Below are 20,461 nucleotides of genomic sequence, written 5' to 3'. Positions count from 1 at the left end.
TAGCCAGGGGCGCGTGCGTTATTGCGCCCTTAACCTTGGCTCAAAAGGCTGTTGCTCCTACATGATACGACGCACTACTACGAACACACAACGGGTTTTATCGCGGCTTTTCGCGGCAGCTGGCGTGCTTGCCAGCCTAGGCGGCCACGCCCAAACTACGGCCGCCGATGCCGCTGGGCCGCTGCTCACGCCGGCGCAGTTTCTGGGCTATGAGCTAGGTACACGCTTTACGCCGCAGGCCGACGTGAACCGCTACGCCGCCCACGTGGTGGCCCACTCGCCCGGGCAGATGAAGCTGGTGCGCTATGGCCAAACCTACGAGCACCGCCCGCTGCAAGTAGTAGAAGTAGCTAGCAAAGAAAACTTTAGCAAGCTCGATGAGATAGCCCACAACAACCGCCGCCTGGCCAGCCTCGAAAGCGGCACCGCCAGCCGCCAGCTGCCCGCTGTAGCCTGGCTCAGCTACAACGTGCACGGCAACGAAGCCGTGAGTTCGGAGGCTGTGATGGCCGTGCTCTACGACCTAGGCAACGCCAACGACGCCGAAATGCAGAAGTATCTGCAAAACACGGTGGTGCTCATCGACCCCTGTGTGAACCCCGACGGCCACGACCGCTACGTGAACTGGTACAACCGCGTGCACAACCAGACGCCCAATGCCTCGCCTTACTCTTGGGAGCACCGCGAGCCCTGGCCCGGCGGCCGCTACAACCACTACTACTTCGACCTGAACCGCGACTGGGCCTGGCAAACCCAGCAGGAAAGCCGCCAGCGCATTGCCCTCTACACCCAGTGGATGCCGGCTGTGCACGCCGACTTCCACGAGATGGGCCCCAACAACTCGTACTACTTTTCGCCGGCCGCCAAGCCGTTTCACGCCGACATTACGCCGTTTCAGCGCAAGTTTCAGGGCGTTATTGGCGACTACAACGAGAAGGTATTTGATAAGAACAACTGGCTGTATTTCACCCGCGAAGTCTACGACCTGTTTGCCCCGACCTACGGCGACACTTGGCCCAGCTTCAACGGCGCCATCGGCATGACCTACGAGCAGGGTGGGGGCGGGGTGGCCGGCCTGCGCTACGGCCGCACCGATGGCGACACGCTCACGCTCACCCAGCGCATTGCGCACCACCACGCTGCCAGCCGGGCTACCATCCAAGCCACTGCCGAGCACCACGACGAGCTGCTGCGCGAGTTTCAAACCTACTTCACCACAGCTAAGACCAAGCCCGGCGGCGAGTATAAGACTTTCGTAATCGCGGCCGGCAACGACCCTGGGCAGCTGCGCAACTTTACGCAGTACCTCGACCGGCAAGAAATCAAGTACGGCTTCGCACCCAAGCAAGTCAAGACGAAAGGTTTCAGCTACTTGTCGAATAAAACGGAGACGGTGCAAATCGAGCCGCGCGACCTCGTGGTGAGCATGTACCAGCCCAAGTCGACACTGGTAAAAGTGCTGTTCGAGCCGCGCCCTAAGCTCGAAGACTCGCTCACCTACGACATCACGGCCTGGGCCTTGCCCTACTCCTTTGGGGTGAAGGCGTACGCGCTGCCCGGCCAGCTAGCCGCCAGCACCACCACGCCCGCGCCCACTATGGTAAAAGGCAGTGCCGCTACGGCCGAGAAGCCCTACGCCTACCTGGCGCGCTGGAACAGCCTGCAAGATGTACGCTTCTTGAGCCGCCTATTGCAACAGAAAGTGAAGGTGCGCTACGCCGAAAAGGCATTTGAAGCCGAAGGGCAGAAATACCAGCCGGGGACGCTCGTCATCACGCGCACCGGCAATGAGAACCTAGGGCCTAAGTTCGACCAATTGGTGCGGGCGCAGGCCGACTCGGCAGGCACCGTGGTGCATGCCGTGAAGTCGGGCTTCTCGGCCTCTGGCGGCGACCTAGGTTCGGGGTCGGTGCACTTTGTGAAGGCGCCTACAGTGGCTGTAGTGGCCGGCACGGGCACCGATGCCACAGCCTTTGGCGAGGTGTGGCACTTCTTTGAACAGCAACTCGGCTACCCCATCACGGTACTGGGTACCGACTACCTCAGTTCAGTGCCGCTCAGCAAGATAGATGTGCTCATCTTGCCCGATGGCAATTATGCCGACGTGTATCCCGAGCGCGCCCTCGACGCCCTTAAAGCCTGGGTGCGCGGCGGCGGCAAGCTCATTGCGATGGAAGGCGCTGCCCGCTTCCTGGCCGACAAGCGCGATTTCCTACTCAAAACTCGCCCCGCCGGCGATAGCGCCACCACCGGCAAAACTGCTCGCGCCAACCCTTATAAGGCCCTGCGCCGCTACGGCGACGCCCAGCGCCGCGGCCTAGAGGAGCAAGCCCAAGGCAGCATCTACCGCGTAGCCCTCGATAACTCGCACCCGCTGGCCTTCGGCTACGGCGATACGTACTACGCGCTAGTGCGCAATCCTCTAGGATACAGATTTCTACCTCAAGGTGGCTGGAACGTGGGTGTGATTAAGAAGAACAGCTATGCGGCGGGCTTCACCGGCAAGCAGGCGCAGCCGCAGCTGGTCGACACGTTTGTGCTCGGTGCGCAGGACCTAGGCCGCGGCCAGGTGGTGTACTTGGGCGACAACCCACTGTTTCGCGCGTTTTGGCAGAGCGGTAAGCTACTCTTTGGCAATGCTGTGTTTTTGGTGGGTCAGTAGCCGCGTGTAGGCTAGCCCAGTTCGGGCTGGAAAATCAAAATAGCCTGGCTAAGTAGCCTAGGTCATTGCTCAGCTTAGAGCGATGACCTAGGCTACTTAGCCAGGCTATTCTATTAGCAGCGTTAGCAACTGTCTATTAGCAGGATGCGTAGTATGAATTAATTCATAAAAATAGGATTAAACTGACTGTTATTTTACTTGTTAAGATATGGTGAATACCTTTAATCTTTGATTCATACTATGACGGTCTAGTAGTGCTGCAGTTTCGCACTGCCAAACCATCGTCACAGGCTGAATTCTCAATAAAAAGAATAGTAAAATATTATTGTTAAAGGCTGATTCAAAAGAAATTGAGTAGCCTGCTTTTGCACTGGGTTATCTAGTGTTTGCACTGCTAACACTTGACGAAGAGGACTCGAATATGTCCTCCCATCAGGTGCCTTCCCTCTTAAGCTTCAACGCTTATCCCCTTTATGTCAACCCTCGCCTCACGATTCCCAACCACAGCTCCTATCATTGCTGCTCTTCCGGATTCGGTGACACGACCTGTGTGGTCCGTGATGATACCAGTTTATAACTGTGCCGTCTACCTAGAAGATGCCTTGCAAAGTGTGCTGCAGCAAGACCTAGGCGAAGAAGCTATGCAGATTCAGGTGGTGGATGACGCTAGCACCGACCTAGATGTGCAAGCCTTGGTAGAGAGAATAGGTGGGGGCCGGGTAGAGTATTTCCGGCAGCCTGAGAACGTGGGCAGCCTGCGCAACTTTGAGACGTGCATCAACCGAGCGCGCGGCCACATCGTGCACCTACTGCACGGCGACGACCGTATTGTACCCGGCTTTTATACCAAAATGGAGGCTCTGTACCAGCGCTATCCAGAAATTGGGGCTGCATTCAGCCGCTATGTTTCTATCAGTGAGGAGGGAAACAAGATAGGGCTCCCGGCAGCGGTGGATGAGGAAGGAGTGCTTAGCAACTGGCTGGAGCGCATCGCGCAGCACCAGCCCATCCAATATGCGTGCATGACGGTGCGCCGTGAGGTGTATGAGCGCCTAGGGAGCTTTTATGGCACTAGCTACGGCGAAGACTGGGAGATGTGGGTGCGCATCGCGCGCTACTACCCCGTGGCTTACACACCCGAAGTGCTGGCTAACTACCGCATCAGAACGCACTCCATCACGTGGGAAAAAAGCCGCAACAGCCAGATAGTGCCCGATTTGCTGAATGTGCTGGGCCGCATTCAATCGCATCTGCCAAACAAAGACAGAAAGAAGATAATAGATTCTTCAAAAAAGTATTGTGCCCATATGATGGTTTACAATACCTATAGAGTCTTTAAAGAACTGAAGGACGCTAGGCTGGCGCACACGCAGATTAAACAGGCGCTGAACCTCAGTAACCATTATTCTATCTACTTCTCCATCGCGAAATTCTACTTGAAGTGCGCTGTGGAGTATTAGTAGGATACTAATTGAAATCTGGTTGCTCTGCACCAGTTCGCTAGCTTAGTTTGCGCACTTTAGGTTATAAGTACGCATGGCGTGCGGGGCATTTGCCTAAAGGACATAGGCCATATGCTACGAGCACAGAAGGCTAGGCGCCCGTACGCTTCTTGGCAGCACGTTTGGGCAGCGCAGCCAGTTGCTGGCGGGCTCGGCTGGGCTTTGAGTGAGCTCGCAATGGGGACCGCTTCTTACTAAGTGCTAGCTTGGCTGGGCGAGGAGCTACAGCCACTGCTGCCGAGTGAGCCCGGCGGCGGGACCGTGGCGCATGCTGGGCCACCTCCTGGCGAGAGTGGCTGCCCCGGTGAGCGGTCAGCTTCTTAGGAGAAGGCCGGTGCGATGCTAGCGAGCGGCGACTATTTCTGGATAGTGCCGGTGACACCCGCTGAAGCTTTACGCCGGCCTGCGAAATGCTGACGTGCTCGCGCGGGTGCACCAGTACATCGAGGCAGTGGCGATAGCGCCGGTTCATAGTGTCATGCACCGTATACACCCCATCGAACGCAGGAGAGATGCCCTGCACACGCACTTTGTCACCGTAGGCGAAGGGGCCGCCCCAAGGGCGCAGTAGGTCGCGCGAGAGGGCCAGCCAGCGGGTGTGGCTGCCGTAGCCTTTCGGGATGCGCGAATTGTCAGCCGTTACAAAAGGCTTGTTATCAGTTTGGCCCGGTACCGCCTCGTAGGCAGTAGCCTTCACCATATATACTGCGCTGGTAGCAGAAGCGCGGCGCGCAGCAGTGGTGCGGGCCGCCGCGGTGCCAAGTAGCACGAGTAGCAAAATTCCTAATGCTAGCCAGCCTAAAGTAGTAGTACCAGACTGACGAGAAGAGGCCTGGCTGCTGCTTAGTGAAGTAGGTGTAGTCAAGTGCTCCTGTTAAGTGAACCGCTGCGTAGGCGCGGTAGACTAGGCTCGCTGCCATCGGCAGGCGACCAGCGTAGCAGCCCTAACGAAGAGGCGCCCCCTATAAGTTCAGTTGAAAAGTCGCCGTTGCGGCTACAGGGTGGCCAGTTGCAGCTTGGCGCCCGCCTTAAATAAATCGACATGCTCGCGCGGATGCACCAATACATCGAGGCAACGGTGATGGCGGCGGTTCATGGTGTCGTGCACTACGTACACCCCATCGAGGGTAGGCGAGATGCCGTGCACGCGTACCGTATCGCCATAGGTGAAGGGGCCGCCCCAAGGGCGCAGTAGGTCGCGCGAGAGGGCCAGCCAGCGGGTGTGGCTGCCGTAGCCTTTCGGAATGCGCGAGTTGTCGGCCGTTACGAAGGGGTCGGCATCGGTTTGGCCTGGTACGGCTTCGTAGGCAGTGGCCGTCACCGTGTAGGTTTTAGGAAGTGCAGCGGGCGCTTTCACGCTCACTGGTGCCGGAGTAGGTGGCGTAGAACGTAAGTTAAAAAAAGTAGCAAAAGCTACTGGCCGGCGTGCAGGAGTAGGAGCCGTATAAGAGAAGCCCCAGCCTATAATGGCTAGGTATGCACAGCTCAATAATCCAATTTTATTCATCAGTTAGCGGGTTTGTTGGCTGCCATTTTAGCTCGGCAGTAATAGCTTTTAGACTCATTTTTCGATGAGACAAAGCTTTTAACAACTCGCTGTCCTGAAATGTTTTAATGTTAACTTGTGATTATCGTAAATGTGCGTTTACGCAATCTAGAAGCCGTTTTTAGCGGCGTATTAGTTGCTAACCATCTGCCGCCAACAGACAGCGGCCGCGGTGGCGTCAATACTAGTGAGTTTTTACTAAAATGACTAGTATTGACGCCGCCGCGGCCGCCTGCTTGAAAGCTGGTAAAGTCAAAAAAAGAGACCTAGGGCGCGAGCAGCGCCGCTAATTGGCGCAGCGTTATCTCAGCCGACTTGGCATTGTAGCGATAGGTGACCAAGCGGTAGCCCGCATCTTCAAAGCTCTGCTGGGCAATGCGCACATCGACCAGTGTGGCAATGCCAGCATCGAGGCGCATCTGGATAAGCTTGAGCAGCCGGCGGGCGGTGGTGTAGTTCTGTTCGGCGGTATCGACCAGGGTCAGGGTCTGCTCGTAAGCCAGCCACGCTTTGCGGGCATTCACGAGGTTGTTTTGCTGCACAATGGTGCGCTGGGCCTCGGCCGTGCGGGTGTTCACGCGGGCCACGTCGACTAGGCGCTTGTTCACGCCACCGGCGTAAATAGGAAGTGTAAGCCCTAGGCCCCCATAGGGGCCGTAGCTCTGGTTGAAGAGCGTATTGCCAACCGCATTCTGCGAGCGGTTATAGTTAGTGCCCGCGTTCAGGCTTAGAGCGGGGTAGCGATTGGCCTGGGCCAGGCGCACCAAGAGCTCGTTCACGCGCACTTGGCGGTCGGCGGCTAGCAGGTCGGGGTTGCGCTGCAGCGACGTTTCGAGGTCGGTCCAGCGCAGCGAGCGGTCTACCGGAATGGTATCTTCTACGGCCACGGGTGTGGCTAGGTCGAGCGTGAGGGCGCGTAGCAAGTCGGCCTTGGCTTGCTGGGCAGCCAGCGCTTGCTGCTGCTGGGTTTGCAGCTGGGCATTGAGGTCGAGCTGGGCCTGAAAGCGGTCGGCATTATTGGCCAGGCCCACCGCTTGCCGGGCGTCGATGAGGCGCAGCTTTTGGCGCGACACCTCTACCGAGGCCTCTAGGGTGCGGATATAGCGCTGCTGCTGCACCACGGCGTAGTACTTGAGGCTGGCGTCGGCCAGCACGTTCTGCACCGTCGAGTTGAGTTGAAACTCGCTGATTTGCTGCAGCTCACCTAGGCGCTTGCGGTTGGCCACCACGTAGCCCCCATTATAAAGCAAGTAGGTGCCGGCCAGGCCCACCGCGTACTGCGTCGAGCGGGCGCCAGTGGCTTGGCGCGGGTCGCCGGTATTAAACTGCTGCCGGGTGTTGTTAATCACCACGTTGTTGCTAGCAGTCAAACCCACCGTGGGCAGCCCGCCCGCAAAGCCTAAGGTATTTTGTAGGCTCTGAACCTCGACATTGTTTCGGCCAATTTGAATGTCGAGGCTGTTTTTAAGGGCCGTTTGTAGTGCGTCGCGCAGCGTAAGTACAGGCGCCTGGTTGTCGGCCGCCGCCACGGTGGGCGGGGGCACAGCGGGGGTAGGCGTTTGGGCCAGGGCCGCAAGCGGGAGGCTAAATAGCCCTAGGCCAATGAGGAGCGGTTTCATGAAAAGATGGCAACAAATACGTCCGTTATGCAGCGCGCAGCGAAGCATCTTGCACGGTGAACTAACTTCAAAAACGTTCAGAATTGCTGCGCCACGCGAGATGCTTCGCTGCGCGCTGCATGACAAGCGACTTTTTACGCGGCTACTTCGGCGGGCTCGTGAACGGGCATTGGTTCGGCATCGGTAATATCTGGCTTGTGCTCCTTCCCGATGAAGGTGTACACGGCCGGAATAACCAACAGTGTCAAAATCAAGGAGAACAAAATGCCACCCACAATAACAGTGCCCAGCGGCTTGCGGCTTGTGCTAGCCGCCCCGAGGCTGAGGGCAATGGGCAAGGCACCTAGGGCAGTAGCCAGCGAGGTCATCAGGATGGGGCGCAAGCGCTGCTGCGCCGCTAGGCGCACGGCCTCGCGTAGGGGTAGGCCGGCGTCGCGCTGGTGGTTGGCAAACTCCACAATGAGGATACCATTTTTGGTCACCAGGCCGATGAGCATAATCATCCCGATTTGCGAAAAGATATTGAGCGTCTGGCCCATGAGCCACAAGCTCAGCAGCGCGCCCGCCAAAGCCAGCGGTACAGTGAGCAGGATGGTGAGTGGGTCGCGGAAGCTCTCAAACTGCGCTGCCAGCAGCAAATAAATGAGCACTAGCGCCAGCATAAAGGCGAAGGCCGTGTTGCCCGAGCTCTCGGCAAAGTCGCGCGACGAGCCGGTAAGCGCCGTCGAGAAGCTGGCATCTAGCGTCTTGTCGGCAATGGCCTGCATGGCCCGCACGCCGTCGCCCACTGTTTTGCCCTCGGCCAGCTGTGCCGATAAGGTGGCCGCTTTTAGGCGGTTGAAGTGGTAAAGCGTGCTGGGGTTGGAGTTTTCGGTCTGGTGCACCACCGACGATAGTGGGATGCTCTCGCCGCGGCTGTTGGTGACGTAGAGGCGGCTGATGTCGTTGGGAGCGCTGCGCGAGTTGCGGTCTACCTGCCCGATTACTTGGTACTGCCGGCCATTGAGCAGGAAGTAAGCCATGCGCCGGCCACCGAAGGCGCCCTGCACAGCCGCCACCACGTCTTGCGTAGTCAGCCCTAGGTCCCTAATTTTAAGACGGTCGAAGGTCAGCTGCACCTCAGGCTTGTTGAATTTGAGGTTGGCGTCTACGTTCTGGAACGTGGGGTCTTGGCGAGCGGCGGCCAGGAACTTGGGCAGCGCGTCCTTTATCTTCTCTAGGTCGGTGTTTTGAAGCACAAACTGCACCGGCACGCTGCTTTTGGCACCCGAGCCCACCGCGATGGTTTGCTCCTGCACTACGAAAATGCGGGCGTCGTTGAAGCGCTTGGTGCTCTTGGTAAGGTACTTGGCTATCTGGTCCTGGGTGCGCTTGCGCTGGTCGGGCGGCACTAGGCCAGCGCGCACCTGCGCCGTATTGGCACTGCCGCCGGCAGGCGTGCGAGCGAATACGAAGTCGTTTTCGGGTACCGAGTCACTCACGAAAGCCGCCACCTGGCTACTAATTTTCTCCATCGCGTCGAAGCTCGTGCCCTCCGGCCCAGTCAGGGTCAGGCGCACGCTACTGCGGTCTTCGAGCGGCGCTAGTTCATTGGGAATGCCCTTGCCGATGAAATAGATGAGGCCAGCGCAGGCGGCCACTACTACCCAAGCTAGGGCACGCACTTTCAAAAAGCCGCCCACAATGCGCCCGTACCAGTTTTCCATGCCTTGGAAGAAGGGCTCGGTCATGTCGTAAAACTTGCCGTGGCCACTGCCTTCCTTGTTGGTGTTTTCGCGGTGCAGCACCACGTTGAGCACCGGCGTGATGGTGAGCGACACGAAGGCCGAAATCAGCACCGCCCCCGCTACTACTACCCCAAACTCGCGGAACAAGCGCCCCGTGAAGCCTTCCAGAAATATTACTGGCAAGAACACTACCGCCAGCGTGAGCGAGGTCGAGATAACGGCGAAGAAGATTTCCTTACTGCCCTCCAGTGCCGCCGTTTTGATATCCATGCCCTCTTCGAGCTTGCGGAATATGTTCTCCGTCACCACAATACCATCGTCTACTACCAGGCCCGTGGCCAGCACGATACCTAGGAGCGTGAGGATATTGATGGTGAAGCCCGCTAGGTACATGATAAAGAACGTGGCCACCAGCGAAATCGGAATGTCGATGAGTGGGCGCAAGGCCGTGAGCCAGTTGCGGAAGAAGAAGAAAATCACGACCACCACCAAGCCGAAGGAAATAATCAGCGTTTCCTCTACTTCCTCAATCGAGCTACGCACGATTTTGGTGTTGTCGGTCAAAATCCGCATCTGGATATCCGACTTATTTTCCTTCTGTACCTCGGCCAGGCGTTTGTTAAATTCGTCGGCGATGGCCACGTAGTTGGAGCCCGGCTGCGGCACCACGGCCAAGCCAATGGCGTAGGCGCCGTTCACTTTCCAAGCCTGCTCGTAGCTTTCGGGACCTAGGACCACCCGGGCCACGTCGCCGAGGCGCACGATGCCGTTTTTGTCTTCGCGCAAAATGAGGTTGCGGAACTGCGCCTCAGTCGTGAAGCGCGCCATCGTGCGGATGGTCAGCTCGGTTTGGCCGCCGTAGATTTTACCGGCTGGCACTTCCACGTTCTCCGCGTTCAGGGCCTGTTGCACGTTCGTAAACGACACCTGAAAAGCGTCCATCTTGGCCGGGTCGAGCCACAGGCGCATGGCGTAGCGCTGCTGCCCAAAGATGTTGATGGCCGATACGCCGTCAATCGTTTGGAAGCGCTGCTGTAAGTTGTTTTCCGCAAAGTCGCTCAGGTCCATCAGGTTCTTGGTGCGGCTCTGCACGGCCAGAATCAAGATGTTGTCCGAGTTGGCGTCTGACTTGGCCACCACCGGCGGCGCGTCGATGTCTTGTGGCAGTGAGCGCACACCTTGGCCCACCTTGTCGCGCACATCGGAGGCAGCGGCCTCTAGGTCCACATCAAGGTTAAATTCGACGGTGATATTACTGCTACCCAGCGACGAGCTGGAAGTAATAGACTTGATGCCCGGAATGCCGTTAATCTGCTTTTCTAGCGGCTCCGTTATTTGGTTTTCAATAACATCTGCGTTGGCACCGGTGTAGGAAGTGCTCACGCTAATAATCGGCGGGTCAATGGCCGGGTAGTCGCGCAAGGCCAAAAACGAAAAGCCCACCGCCCCAAACAGGATGAGCAGCAGGTTGAAAACCGTCGCCAGCACCGGGCGCTTGAGGGATAGCTCGGATATATTCATTTTGTATAGTTGTAAAAGACGTCTGTTATGCTTCGGCGCCGCTTTGCTGCGCGGACGCCAGATAAGTATGACAGACGGTTTCTATCAAGCAAACTTGTTTACTTCACACCGCGCACCTTCACCGGCTTGCCGGGCTGCGTAAACAGCACGCCGTTGGTCACTACCGAGTCGCCGGTAGCTAGGCCACTCACAATGGCAATTTTATCGTTTTGGCGGTCACCGGTTTTCACGTTTTGCATCTGGGCCTTGCCGTGCTTTACTAGCACTACCTGGTCCGACTTGTCGCCCGGCATGATGGCATTGGTGGGCACTACCACGCGCTGCCGCGCCGCGCCGGTGGGCACCTGCACGCGGGCAAACGCGCCAGGGCTCACCTGTGCGCCAGCCGGCAGCAGGGCACGCACGGTCAGGTTGCGAGTGGTTTGGTTTATCTGGCTTTCCAGGGCTTGCACCGTTGCCGAGTAGCGGCGCGGCGGGTTGCCACCGAAATTCACCGTCACTTTTGCGCCGGGCTGCACCAAGGCATTATAAGCCTCGGGCAAGGTGAAATCGACCTTCAACTTATTGTCGGCCTGCAAGGTGGCGATGATGGTAGCGGGCGTCACGTAGGCGCCGGGGCTCACCTGGCGCAGACCTAGGACACCGGTAAAGGGCGCCCGCACTACGGTTTTGGCGATGAGTGCCTGCGTGTAGGCGGCGTCGGCCTGGCCGCTCTGCACCTGGCTCACAGCTAGGTCGTAGTCGGCTTGGTTTACGCCCTGCACCTTCAACAGCTTTTCGAGGCGATTGACCGAAAGCTGAGCCACGCGCAGCACAGCATTGGTTTTTTGAAGCTGGGCGCGCAGGTCGGCGTCGTTGATGCGGGCGATGATTGTGCCCTTGCTCACGCGGCGGCCTTCCTGCACGTTGAGGCTGATAATGCGACCGCTCACCTCTGGGTGCAGCTCCACAAAGTCGTTGGCCACCACGGTGCCGTTGGCTTCTACCGAGTCGCTCACCGACGACGGGCGGGCCACAAGCACATCGACCAGGGCGGGGCCGCTATTTTTTTTATCGCCCTTGCCACCACCGCCTTTGGCCTCGTCGGGCTTGGCGTGGCAGGCGGCGAGCAGGGCGCCGCTGGCCACGAGCAAGCAGGCTGTAGGCGATAGGCGCAGGGCGCGGATAGGAGCGGGCAGGCGGACTAGAAAGTGCAAATCAGAAAAGTAGGAGGCGGCGCGGCGCTGCTTAACCAGCAGATAAACAAGAACAAGCGAACCGGCGGGGCGGGCTCCGACAACCGAGCGCGCTTCCTTTGGGTTCAGCTAGAGCCAAAGGACGCACCAGATAGGGCTAAGTTGCACTTCTGCGCCCCCATTTACGCCCTACTTATGAAGAAGCCCACTGCCCCCGCCGCCCCCTCCGAAGAGCGTAATTTTTTCCAAGATGTACACCAGGTTACGCGCCTCGTGCCGCCGGGCCGCGTGACGAGCTACGGCGCCATTGCGAGGTACCTAGGAAGCGGGCGCGGCGCCCGTACCGTGGGCTACGCCCTCATGGCCGCCAACCTCGACGCCCTCACCCTCCAGAACGAAGAACCCGTGCCCGCTCACCGGGTCGTCAATCGCCTCGGGCAGCTCACGGGACTGCACCACTTTCCCACGCCCACCGCCATGCAGGAGCGCCTAGAAGCCGAGGGCGTGCGCGTGGAAGACGACACAGTGGTCGATTTTGAAAAGCTTTACTGGGACCCGAATAAGGAGTTAGAGTAGGCCTCAGTCTACTAGGCGCGAGACGGCGGCGGCGCCTACTTCAACTTTCACTTGTTGAAGCGGGACGGCCTGGCCTGGGCGGCACTGCAAATAAACGGCGGTTTCGGCGGTGGGAAGTATGGGCAAGGTGGCTTCACCACCGCCGGCCAGCTGTACGCGCACGGTTAGCGGCTGGTCGGCAGGGGGCGAAAACTGCAGGTATTCGCCTGCGGCTAGGCTTTGTGCCGGCTGGTCAGGAGCCAGGCGTATTTGCGCGGCCGGCCCTTTGGCCGACCGGGGACGGTAAATCAGTAGCTGCGTTGGCCGGCTCTGCGGGTTAAGTAACTGGCTCTGCGGGTTGAGTGCATGATGCGCGGGTAGGAAAGGCACGCCGGTGCCTGCGTCCAAATCTATCTCGTAGCGTTCGCGCGGCTTTATAGAAGCCGTAGGGTAAATCCCGCCCATGACGTAAAGCGCGCCGGTGCTGCGAAGTTTCGCCTGGGTGTCGAACATAAAGCCGCCAGGCTGCGGCAGGAGCCGATAATAGGTGAAATCGAACCGAATGTAAGCATGCTGCCCATCGGAAAATCCCCAGTAAATGGTGGCGGGCTTGCGCCGGCCATTGGCCTCGCGGTAGTAGGGCGCTACCCCATAATCATCGGCGCGCTCGGCGTTGCTATTTGGGTGGCGCTCCACTTCTAGGCGGTCGGCTTCGGTTGGCCTGTTGTTTCTAAAATCATCGAAGGTGCGGTAAAAGCCCGGCCGGCGCGTGGCGCCCTCAGCCAGAATAGGCCAGCGCGGGCCAGCGGGCCCGACTGACTTGGGGGCCTGCAATTGGCTATTCGAGCGGCGCGGCCCATTGGGCAGCCATTGCGTCAGATTGCCACCTGTATTCAATGCCCTCTGCAGTACGTCGCTCAAATTTTGGCTATGAACAATTAAGGACACCTCGCGCCTGCCAGTTATAGGGCGCTGGGCTGCCTCCGTGCAACGGGCCACCAACTGGTAGCTGCTGTCGGGCGCCATCAGGTAAAACTCAGCTTCCAGGCGCGCCACCGCCTGTAGCTTCAGCTCTTCTAGTTCAAGTCGGGTTAGCCTCATCACCAGTTCCCGGCCGGGAATCTCGCTTGGCGGTACTTGCTGCTGCAAAAACGCCAATAAAGTAGGGGCAAGGGGTTGCGCAAATGTCACTGGCTGCGGGCCAGCCCCGCCCGAGAGTGAGTAGCCGAGTGTCGGTGGGCTACTCGGCCGGGCATCTACTACCCGGCTCACGCCCACTAGGCCGGGCGGCATCGCGTGCGCCGCTACCAGTGGGGGCAGGTATTGGACTACCTGCGCCGCGCCTGGCCGAGCCAAGGTCAGGCAGCTCAGTAGCAAGCCGAGAAAAAGTAATTTTTTAGTCATAAAGCAAGCGGGTTATTACCTGGTAAATACATCATTGCTCACGAGGCATAGGGGCAGTACTTGGCACCAATACTAATTCCGGCAGTGATTCTCCATACACTCACAAAATTAGGTGTTTATGCCCCCGGATGGCAGCCCTTATACTTCTTAATTGAGCCGCAGGAATAGAGCGAATTGTGACCTAGGGCACAAGGTGCCTGCCTACCACTTGGCGCAGCCTCAACGCTCGTTGTCAGCTAGTTCATCAGCCGAATAAGCCGGGCAGTTAGTAGCAGCAAGAACATGATGATGCCCAGCACCAGGATGCGAATGCCGTGTACGCGGTCGCGGGCAGAGTACACGTACATGCGCCGCCCATCGGGCAGCTGCTTGCGGCTGAAGTACAGCTGGTACCCCACCACTATACCTAAAAAGCCGCCTAGGAGGGCCGACACATAGCCGCCTTTCACCCAGGCGCTATGCTCTTGGTCGGGTTGGGCTAGCTCGGCCACGCGGCGCTGCCGCAGCAGCTGTAAGGTATCGGGCGAGATGTCGCGCCCGCGCTGCCGCAGCTGCTGGCCCGCCAGCGTCACATCGAAGGCGCTCCACTCGTCGGGCTTCACTAGCAGGTCAAACAGCTCTTCATCGGAAAAGCTGAACAAATAATGGCTGGGGTCTACTTGGCTGAGGGCGTGCTGATTCAGGTCGGCCAGTGCTTGGCTGCCCCGCTCAAAATCGGCGAGCCGCAGCTTGATAATAAACTTGCTGATGAGCTGATTATTGGCAAAGGAAGGGTCGAAGGCCACCTGCCCGTTGTCTTGGCTGGTGCGGTAGTCGAGGCCCTGCCGCGCCAGCGCTTGCAGCAGCGGCTGCGCGGCTTCGGCCGAGGCTGTCGTCTGAAACTCCCGAAAATCTGATACCGCCCAGGCTAGGCCGTCGTCTTCGGGCTGCAACCCGTAGGGCTGGCCTGGGTCGTCAAAATACTCGCCATCGTCGCCTTGCACGCGGGCTTGTAGAGCGTGGGCGATAGCCAGCATCTTGCCCAGTATCTCTTCATCGGGGCCTTCTACCGTTACGTGGTCCTGGTCGTGGTAAAACCAGGCGTAGTGGCCGGCTTTGCTCCTCTCGGTGTAAGGTAACCAGATGCTTAGCCCATCCGGGTGGAGCATCTCGGTAGGGTCGGCTATGAGTTCAGGCTCTTCTGATTGATTATTCAGCCGCATTTCGGCGTCGCTTACCACGTAAGCTTCCCACTCGGCCTGGGTAATGGTGGCGGGGTCGTTTTTATCGGCCCAATTAGTGGCTTTGCGGGTGATGTGTACGTGGTAGCTCATTCGTATCGAACTTAGAATCCGATGCGAAGAAAGCAGCAAGAGTTGTGCAGTATATCTGTGGCTGCGTACTTATTTCCGCAGCCTATCCAACTCATCCAAGTCGGCTAGGCCCTGGCTCACGGGCACCCATTGCCACAGCGGGGCCTCGGGGCTAAAGCTGACCCGCAGAAAGTTGGGCTGGGCTACGTCGGGCATCAGGTGCTGGCAGGCGCTGCCGCTGGTGCCATCGGTGAGGCACAAGCTAAACAAAGTATCGTAATGGGGCCAAGGCAGCTCTAGGTACTGGCCGGGGCGCAGGGTGCCGGCCTGCTTGCCATTGAGCCACACTTGCACCTGGTCCGGCCCCGCGGCCTGGGCGGGCCGGTACACGTACACGTAGGCCGTGTCGGGGCGGGTGGGCGCCCGCAGGCCGGGGTAGGGGTAGAGCCGGCCCGACTGCATATCGACGGCATAGCACACTGGCACATCGGTAACAACGGCCGGTACCTTAAATACCCCACTGCTGTAGCCAGCCTGAGCGCGGGCCGCCGCCTGCTGGCGCCGCACTTCCTCATCGAGCAAGGCAGTACCCACCGTGGTAAAGAAGGAAGCCTGCCGCTGCAGCGGAAAAAAATGCTGGTCGTGCTGCACAAATACGCCCTGCCCATCCGAAAAGCCCCAGATGCTGGTAGGCTCGGCCCAGCCCCCTAGGCTGTCGGCCACCAGTGGGCGCACCCATGGCACGCGCTGCCACTGCTGCCAGGCCAGTAAGCTACGCAAACGCGGCTGCACGGTATCGAGGCGCAGGGCGTGGCGATTGTCGGGCCGATTGGCCAAAAACTGCGCGAAGCTGTGGTAAATGCCCCGCCGCGGCAGCTCGCGCAAAATGGCCGGCTGCCTAGCCACGGGCGTGCGACTAGCCAGCGCCACCGGCACATCGGTTGGCAACTGGGCCAGCGTGCGGGCCGGCTGGGCCGATGCCGCCGCCCAGTCGGCCCGCGATAGCTGCCCCAGGCAGTAGCTCAGCAGCAGGGCCAAGTGGCCCGCGTGCAGCTTAGTTACTTCCGTACCCTGGGCGGTAGTTTGCGAGGCAATGCTTTGCACAAAGTGGTAGCCGTCGGGCTGGTGCAGGTAGGCATCGAGGCTGAGGTAGGCCTTGGCGGTTTCTATCCCGATGGTATGCTCCTCGTTGAGGCGCAATTGCCGCACGCACAGCACCAGCGGGTGGTCGGTAGGCTGGGCCGGCAATTGATACTGAGTAAAGGCGGTGAGCTCGGGGCCCAAGCCTTGGCGAAAGGCTACGGCGCGGGCGCGGCCGTTGCTCAACCCGCGATACACGAAGCCCAGCGACGGGGCGCCGCGGCGCCCGTCGAGTACCTGCTCCACGGCTATAGTGCGGCCCGGTACCTCCAGCCGCTGGCGGCTGAGGTCAAGGTAATAGTCCTGGGCCCGTGCCCCCAGGCTGGCCGTTGCTAGCAACAAGCTAAGTAAAAGCTGCTTCATAAAGTGAGTAGCTGCCCTAGGGTCGCGGCCAGGACCATTTTTAGGGCAGGAGGTAAAAGCCGGGCGCTAAACTACTCACCTTCTTTTTTGGAGCCCTCTCGCCTTGTGTATTTGTAATGGCCAGCCTGCTGCCCAAATCTTGTGGGCTCGCCCTAGGTGGCCTAGGCATCTTGGTTCACTGCTAGGTGGCAATCCTTATACTTCTTACCTGAGCCGCAGGGGCAGGGCGAATTGCGACCTAGGACCTTCTTGTTGGCGCGCAGCTGGCGCAGCCACTGGCGCGGGTCGAGGTGGCCGGGGCGGGCGCCTAGGGTCTGCTCGGGGTGCTGGTGCATGGCCTGGCTCAACAACTCGAACAGCTCAGGGTGATGCTCTTGCAGCTTTTCAGGGCGCTCAAAGAAGTACTCGTTTACCACCGCAAAAAACTCCGCTTCGTTGGTTCCCGCGTAGGAGTCGATGTCGGAGTGCCCGGCCCGGATGGCGGCCAGCTCGCGGTGCATGACCTCGGCCCAGGGCTGGCGCAGGGCGGGCGGTAGCACGGCGGCGGGCACGCCGTCTATCTGGCCATCGGCCTCGTCTACGAGGTGCGCAAACTCGTGCACGCCCACGTTGTGTCGGTCTTCAGCATCGGCAAAGCCCTGCACCAGCGCCGCTCGCGAGAGGCGCATGTACTGCGAGGTTTGAAAGCCCTGTACCGACCCTAGGAGCGTGCCTTGCAGCGGCTGCACCTCTTGGTCGGGGCTGGTTTCGAGCTGCCAGGCGTCGGGTACTATCAGCACTTCGTGCAGTGTCGGATATTCCCAGCCTGGAAAACCAAATACTGGAATAACGGCGGCGGCCGCCGTGAGCACTCGCGTGAGGTCATCTACCTCGGTTTGGATGCCGGTGAGCCGCGTGCGGGCCAAGAATAGCTGCATGGCCTGCTCAAAGCGCGTTTTCTCAGCTTCCTCTAGGCCAGCATAAAACGCTACATGCGTGAGAAGTAGCTCGCGCCAATGGCCAGGAAAAGGCGCGGCCAGTGCCGCCCGCTGCCGGCGAGCATCGGCGGTGAGGTAGCGGTAAAAGCCGAACACTAAGGCCAGCAGCGTGGCTGCGGCCAGCAGATAAGAAAGAAGCATAGGCCCGGCTAAACGGGCAGGCGGGCCGCACGGTTTAGGGCCAGCGCTGGGCCAATTGCCGTTTCGGGTGCATTTTTGTGCTTTACCTCGCTCATATTCTCTGCCGCCTTCCCCCATGAACGCCACCGACCTGAACAAAGCCCTCGTGGCCCTGATTGAGAAAAAAGCCGAGCTGCAAACCCTGACCTACGACGACGCTCGCTACGACGACGTGGAAGAAGCCCTGCACGACCTCGAAGACGACTTCAACGACGACTATGGCGCCGACCTCGAAGCCGCACTGGAAACCGTGCACGCCGACCTCAAGTCGGACACCGATGTGCTGCTGCCCACGGCCTACCTGCCCGCCACCCTCACCCCGCAAAAGGAAGACGGCGTGTGGATAGACTCGGAAAAATACCCCGGCCGCGTGCGCCTCGTGCTGCGTCCTAACCCCGCCCGCTTCGTGCTTACTACCAGCAAAGGCCAGGAGCACGAGCTATGGAAGGCCTAGGGCCGGAAACCACCGCGCAGCTTGCCACGGTGCCGCGCGGCAATACGCAAAAGCACGTTAACCGCGACGTGCTGGCGTATTTGCTGCGCCACCAAGGCGCACGTCTTAGCCAGCCCGTGCGCTGGCTCGACCTGCCTTGCGGGCAGGGCGAGTTTTTGGGGCAGGTGCGGCGGTTTTTCACCCAGCCGCAGTTGTGGGGTGCCGATGTGCGCACTACGCCGCCCACTACGCCAAAGGACTTGGCGGGCTACGAGACCGCTGACCTCAGCCGCCAGTTTCCGTTTGAGTCCGGCCCCGCGTTCGACGTGATTACGTCCATCAGCGGCATCATGTGCTTTGCCAATACGGCGCAGTTTGTGGGCAATTGTGCCCGCCGACTGCGGCCGGGCGGCCTGCTGCTGGTGAGCAACGATAATTGCCTGAGCGTGCGCGACCGGCTGTCGTATTTATTCTCGGGCCGGGTGCGGCGCTTTCGGCTGCTGTTCGAGCCCGACGAAGGCAACTTCCAGCTGGTGCAGCACCAGGAGCTAAAGCGGCTGTTTGACATCAACGGCATTCGGCTGACGCAGGTGGTATACACTGCCCGCTATACCGAAGACCTGCTGTACTTGCCACTGGCGCTGCTGCTGTGGCCCTGGCAGTGGTGGCAACTGCGCCGCCTGCGTAGTAGCACTGGTCGCGAGTTGCGCGAGCAGCTGTTTGGTTTCAAGTCGCTGCTGCACCGGCATTATTTTTTTGTGGGTGAGAAGCTGGAAAGTAGCGCCGAATAAGACTAAGCTGCGGCGTTGTCGTTCCCTCAAACCAGCGTATATAGCGCTATAAAAGCCCTTGCCAGTAGCGGCAGGGCGCCCGTGCGACTTGCGCGTTTGCAGTTGATAGGTGCCGCCGTGCGTGGGTAGCTAACTACCTCATCTTTACTTAGGCTAGCACCATAGGCAACCTTTACGCTGGCTGGTGCATCTTGCAGGAAATACCACCTGCTTTTTGCTCGCGCCTATGTTCCTTCGCTACGCTTGCCGCCTGCTGGCTCCGTTGCTGGCCGTGGCCACCCTGGGCTGTGCCCCTAGCTACCTGCTGGGTGTGCAGCCTGCCCAGCCTCACACGCTCTTTGCCAGCGGTGAGCCTATGGCCGAGGCCGCCGCCGATAGCGTCGCCCTGCGCCTAAATTTCCTAGGGTATGAGCCGGAATACTTGGTTTTCAATGCCGAGTACCGCAACGACTCGGGTCGGCCCATCGTGATTGAGCCCACGGCCTTTGCCTACGCGCCCGTACGAGAGGTGGGCGTGGTGCCGCCCACCCAGCGTATTCGCCACGGCGAGCGTGTGCCTGCCGCCGTGGCTGCCGCTACCCAGCAGCTGCCCTGGCCGGCGCTGCCGCCCGCTCCGCTTCCAGCCCTCGACCCCGAGCCTCAAATAGTACAGCTTCAAGATGGGGCCAACCACGAGGCCCGCAAAGCCAGCCGCACCGACTGGGTGAGCATTGCGCTTTTTGCCGTGGCCCTAGGTACCGATATTGCCAGCACTACCCGCCGCCGGCCCGAAACCTTCGACCAGGCTCAGGCGCGGGCCACTATTCACAATGTGGCCTGGGCCTACCAGGCCGTTTCGACCGCCAACCGGGTGCGCCACGCCGCCACCGCCGAGGCCCTAGCGCAACGTGCCGGGCAACTGAGCGAGTATGCCCTGCGGCGCGTTGTCTTGCAGCCAGGCCAGCAAGTGCGCGGCTACGTGTATTTGCCCCGCTTCGACCACGCCGATGGCTTGCAGGTGCTGGCGCCCGTGGGCCGGCGGCAGGTAGCGCTCAGCTTTGTGCAGTCGCACCAGCGGCGCTAGCAGTAACGTAAAGGCCGCTGGCTTTATGTTCGGGGTGCTGCCTCAGCCTACCTAGGGCTGGCTAAAAGGCAGGCTAGTGACTTAACGCCAGGCGGGCACCTGCTTTGGCAGCTTCCAGCGAGTTATAGAACTGGGTATTTAACTCGTAAGACGGGCGGGCCTGTGCAGTATTTTGAGCGTAAGTCTGGGTAGCAATTTGGCCAAAAACGGTTTCGGCCAGCACCACGCTTACCTCGCGCAGGCCCGCCGCCGTGGCCCGCGGATTGAAATCAGCTAGCAGCCAAGCCTGGGCTTTGGCCGGAATGGCGCCCATCTGGCGCACATCGCCTACCCAGCCCCAGGGCCGAGCGGGCGAGGAATGCGCCTCAAAATATTCTAATGCAAATTGCTGCAAAGCAATAAATGCTGTAGCGTTGGCAAAGGCGTGCCACTGGGTAATAACGCACGGCACGCTGATGTCGACAAGCACACTGCCGTAGGGCTCAGAAAAGATAATTTGGTCGGGCATCGC

General features: G+C 59.7%; 16 protein-coding genes. 6 read left to right on the top strand and 10 right to left on the bottom strand.

Features of this window, described 5'->3' with window-relative positions:
• Positions 1 to 61: 61 nt before the first annotated feature.
• Positions 62 to 2,662, top strand: coding sequence for a M14 family metallopeptidase (locus FNT36_RS05865; protein WP_144845275.1), 2,601 nt, complete (start codon positions 62 to 64; stop codon positions 2,660 to 2,662).
• A 473-nt stretch (positions 2,663 to 3,135) separates the two neighbouring features.
• Entirely contained in the window at positions 3,136 to 4,122 is a 987-nt protein-coding gene (locus tag FNT36_RS05860) for a glycosyltransferase family 2 protein (RefSeq protein ID WP_144845273.1), read from the top strand.
• Positions 4,123 to 4,255: 133 nt separating this feature from the next.
• Here FNT36_RS05860 and FNT36_RS05855 read toward each other — a convergent pair whose 3' ends face one another.
• The 5 genes from FNT36_RS05855 to FNT36_RS05835 form a co-directional block, all read right to left on the bottom strand.
• Positions 4,256 to 4,933 (bottom strand): RlpA-like double-psi beta-barrel domain-containing protein, encoded by a 678-nt coding sequence (locus tag FNT36_RS05855; RefSeq protein WP_144845271.1) that lies wholly within the window; start codon positions 4,931 to 4,933, stop codon positions 4,256 to 4,258.
• 225 nt (positions 4,934 to 5,158) lie between these two features.
• A complete protein-coding gene (locus FNT36_RS05850; RefSeq protein ID WP_144845269.1) occupies positions 5,159 to 5,521 on the bottom strand; it encodes an RlpA-like double-psi beta-barrel domain-containing protein in 363 nt (120 codons plus the stop codon).
• Positions 5,522 to 5,976: 455 nt separating this feature from the next.
• On the bottom strand, positions 5,977 to 7,329 hold the full coding sequence (locus tag FNT36_RS05845) for a TolC family protein (RefSeq protein ID WP_233635703.1): 1,353 nt from the start codon (positions 7,327 to 7,329) through the stop codon (positions 5,977 to 5,979).
• Positions 7,330 to 7,463: 134 nt separating this feature from the next.
• A complete protein-coding gene (locus FNT36_RS05840; protein WP_144845265.1) occupies positions 7,464 to 10,577 on the bottom strand; it encodes an efflux RND transporter permease subunit in 3,114 nt (1,037 codons plus the stop codon).
• Positions 10,578 to 10,675: 98 nt separating this feature from the next.
• On the bottom strand, positions 10,676 to 11,773 hold the full coding sequence (locus FNT36_RS05835) for an efflux RND transporter periplasmic adaptor subunit (protein WP_233635702.1): 1,098 nt from the start codon (positions 11,771 to 11,773) through the stop codon (positions 10,676 to 10,678).
• A 174-nt stretch (positions 11,774 to 11,947) separates the two neighbouring features.
• On the opposite strand from FNT36_RS05835, the gene FNT36_RS05830 reads away from it, so the two are divergent.
• Positions 11,948 to 12,328 (top strand): MGMT family protein, encoded by a 381-nt coding sequence (locus FNT36_RS05830; protein ID WP_144845263.1) that lies wholly within the window; start codon positions 11,948 to 11,950, stop codon positions 12,326 to 12,328.
• Positions 12,329 to 12,331: 3 nt separating this feature from the next.
• Here FNT36_RS05830 and FNT36_RS05825 read toward each other — a convergent pair whose 3' ends face one another.
• From FNT36_RS05825 to FNT36_RS05810, 4 genes are all read right to left on the bottom strand, one after another.
• Entirely contained in the window at positions 12,332 to 13,711 is a 1,380-nt protein-coding gene (locus tag FNT36_RS05825; protein ID WP_144845261.1) for a hypothetical protein, read from the bottom strand.
• A gap of 236 nt (positions 13,712 to 13,947) precedes the next feature.
• Entirely contained in the window at positions 13,948 to 15,024 is a 1,077-nt protein-coding gene (locus FNT36_RS05820) for a hypothetical protein (RefSeq protein ID WP_144845259.1), read from the bottom strand.
• 69 nt (positions 15,025 to 15,093) lie between these two features.
• Positions 15,094 to 16,506, bottom strand: coding sequence for a hypothetical protein (locus FNT36_RS05815; RefSeq protein ID WP_144845257.1), 1,413 nt, complete (start codon positions 16,504 to 16,506; stop codon positions 15,094 to 15,096).
• Positions 16,507 to 16,667: 161 nt separating this feature from the next.
• Entirely contained in the window at positions 16,668 to 17,624 is a 957-nt protein-coding gene (locus tag FNT36_RS05810; protein WP_144845255.1) for a zinc-dependent peptidase, read from the bottom strand.
• A gap of 115 nt (positions 17,625 to 17,739) precedes the next feature.
• Here FNT36_RS05810 and FNT36_RS05805 point away from each other — a divergent pair, with 115 nt between their 5' ends.
• From FNT36_RS05805 to FNT36_RS05795, 3 genes are all read left to right on the top strand, one after another.
• The gene (locus FNT36_RS05805) at positions 17,740 to 18,117 is read left to right on the top strand and encodes a hypothetical protein (protein WP_144845253.1); all 378 of its coding nucleotides are present in this window, start codon (positions 17,740 to 17,742) and stop codon (positions 18,115 to 18,117) included.
• Positions 18,105 to 18,887: a class I SAM-dependent methyltransferase gene (locus FNT36_RS05800; RefSeq protein WP_144845251.1), complete on the top strand. Its 783-nt coding sequence runs from the start codon at positions 18,105 to 18,107 to the stop codon at positions 18,885 to 18,887. Before FNT36_RS05805 ends, FNT36_RS05800 begins: the two co-directional genes overlap by 13 nt.
• 226 nt (positions 18,888 to 19,113) lie before the next feature.
• On the top strand, positions 19,114 to 19,950 hold the full coding sequence (locus FNT36_RS05795) for a hypothetical protein (RefSeq protein ID WP_144845249.1): 837 nt from the start codon (positions 19,114 to 19,116) through the stop codon (positions 19,948 to 19,950).
• 73 nt (positions 19,951 to 20,023) lie between these two features.
• Here FNT36_RS05795 and FNT36_RS05790 read toward each other — a convergent pair whose 3' ends face one another.
• Positions 20,024 to 20,458: a hypothetical protein gene (locus FNT36_RS05790; RefSeq protein ID WP_144845248.1), complete on the bottom strand. Its 435-nt coding sequence runs from the start codon at positions 20,456 to 20,458 to the stop codon at positions 20,024 to 20,026.
• Positions 20,459 to 20,461: the final 3 nt, after the last annotated feature.

The sequence above is a fragment of the Hymenobacter setariae genome, assembly GCF_007713685.1.
Taxonomy (GTDB): domain Bacteria; phylum Bacteroidota; class Bacteroidia; order Cytophagales; family Hymenobacteraceae; genus Hymenobacter; species Hymenobacter setariae.
The sequence above is the reverse complement of the archived record's forward strand: the minus strand, read 5'-3'. Positions and strand labels throughout refer to the sequence as shown.

Bases quoted from the DNA above. Each gene is read 5' to 3' on its own strand.
- FNT36_RS05865 (WP_144845275.1), top strand. From the start codon at position 62: ATGATACGACGCACTACTACGAACACACAACGGGTTTTATCGCGGCTT.
- FNT36_RS05860 (WP_144845273.1), top strand. From the start codon at position 3,136: ATGTCAACCCTCGCCTCACGATTCCCAACCACAGCTCCTATCATTGCT.
- FNT36_RS05845 (WP_233635703.1), bottom strand. From the start codon at position 7,329: ATGAAACCGCTCCTCATTGGCCTAGGGCTATTTAGCCTCCCGCTTGCG.
- FNT36_RS05840 (WP_144845265.1), bottom strand. From the start codon at position 10,577: ATGAATATATCCGAGCTATCCCTCAAGCGCCCGGTGCTGGCGACGGTT.
- FNT36_RS05830 (WP_144845263.1), top strand. From the start codon at position 11,948: ATGAAGAAGCCCACTGCCCCCGCCGCCCCCTCCGAAGAGCGTAATTTT.
- FNT36_RS05825 (WP_144845261.1), bottom strand. From the start codon at position 13,711: ATGACTAAAAAATTACTTTTTCTCGGCTTGCTACTGAGCTGCCTGACC.
- FNT36_RS05820 (WP_144845259.1), bottom strand. From the start codon at position 15,024: ATGAGCTACCACGTACACATCACCCGCAAAGCCACTAATTGGGCCGAT.
- FNT36_RS05815 (WP_144845257.1), bottom strand. From the start codon at position 16,506: ATGAAGCAGCTTTTACTTAGCTTGTTGCTAGCAACGGCCAGCCTGGGG.
- FNT36_RS05810 (WP_144845255.1), bottom strand. From the start codon at position 17,624: ATGCTTCTTTCTTATCTGCTGGCCGCAGCCACGCTGCTGGCCTTAGTG.
- FNT36_RS05805 (WP_144845253.1), top strand. From the start codon at position 17,740: ATGAACGCCACCGACCTGAACAAAGCCCTCGTGGCCCTGATTGAGAAA.
- FNT36_RS05800 (WP_144845251.1), top strand. From the start codon at position 18,105: ATGGAAGGCCTAGGGCCGGAAACCACCGCGCAGCTTGCCACGGTGCCG.
- FNT36_RS05795 (WP_144845249.1), top strand. From the start codon at position 19,114: ATGTTCCTTCGCTACGCTTGCCGCCTGCTGGCTCCGTTGCTGGCCGTG.
- FNT36_RS05790 (WP_144845248.1), bottom strand. From the start codon at position 20,458: ATGCCCGACCAAATTATCTTTTCTGAGCCCTACGGCAGTGTGCTTGTC.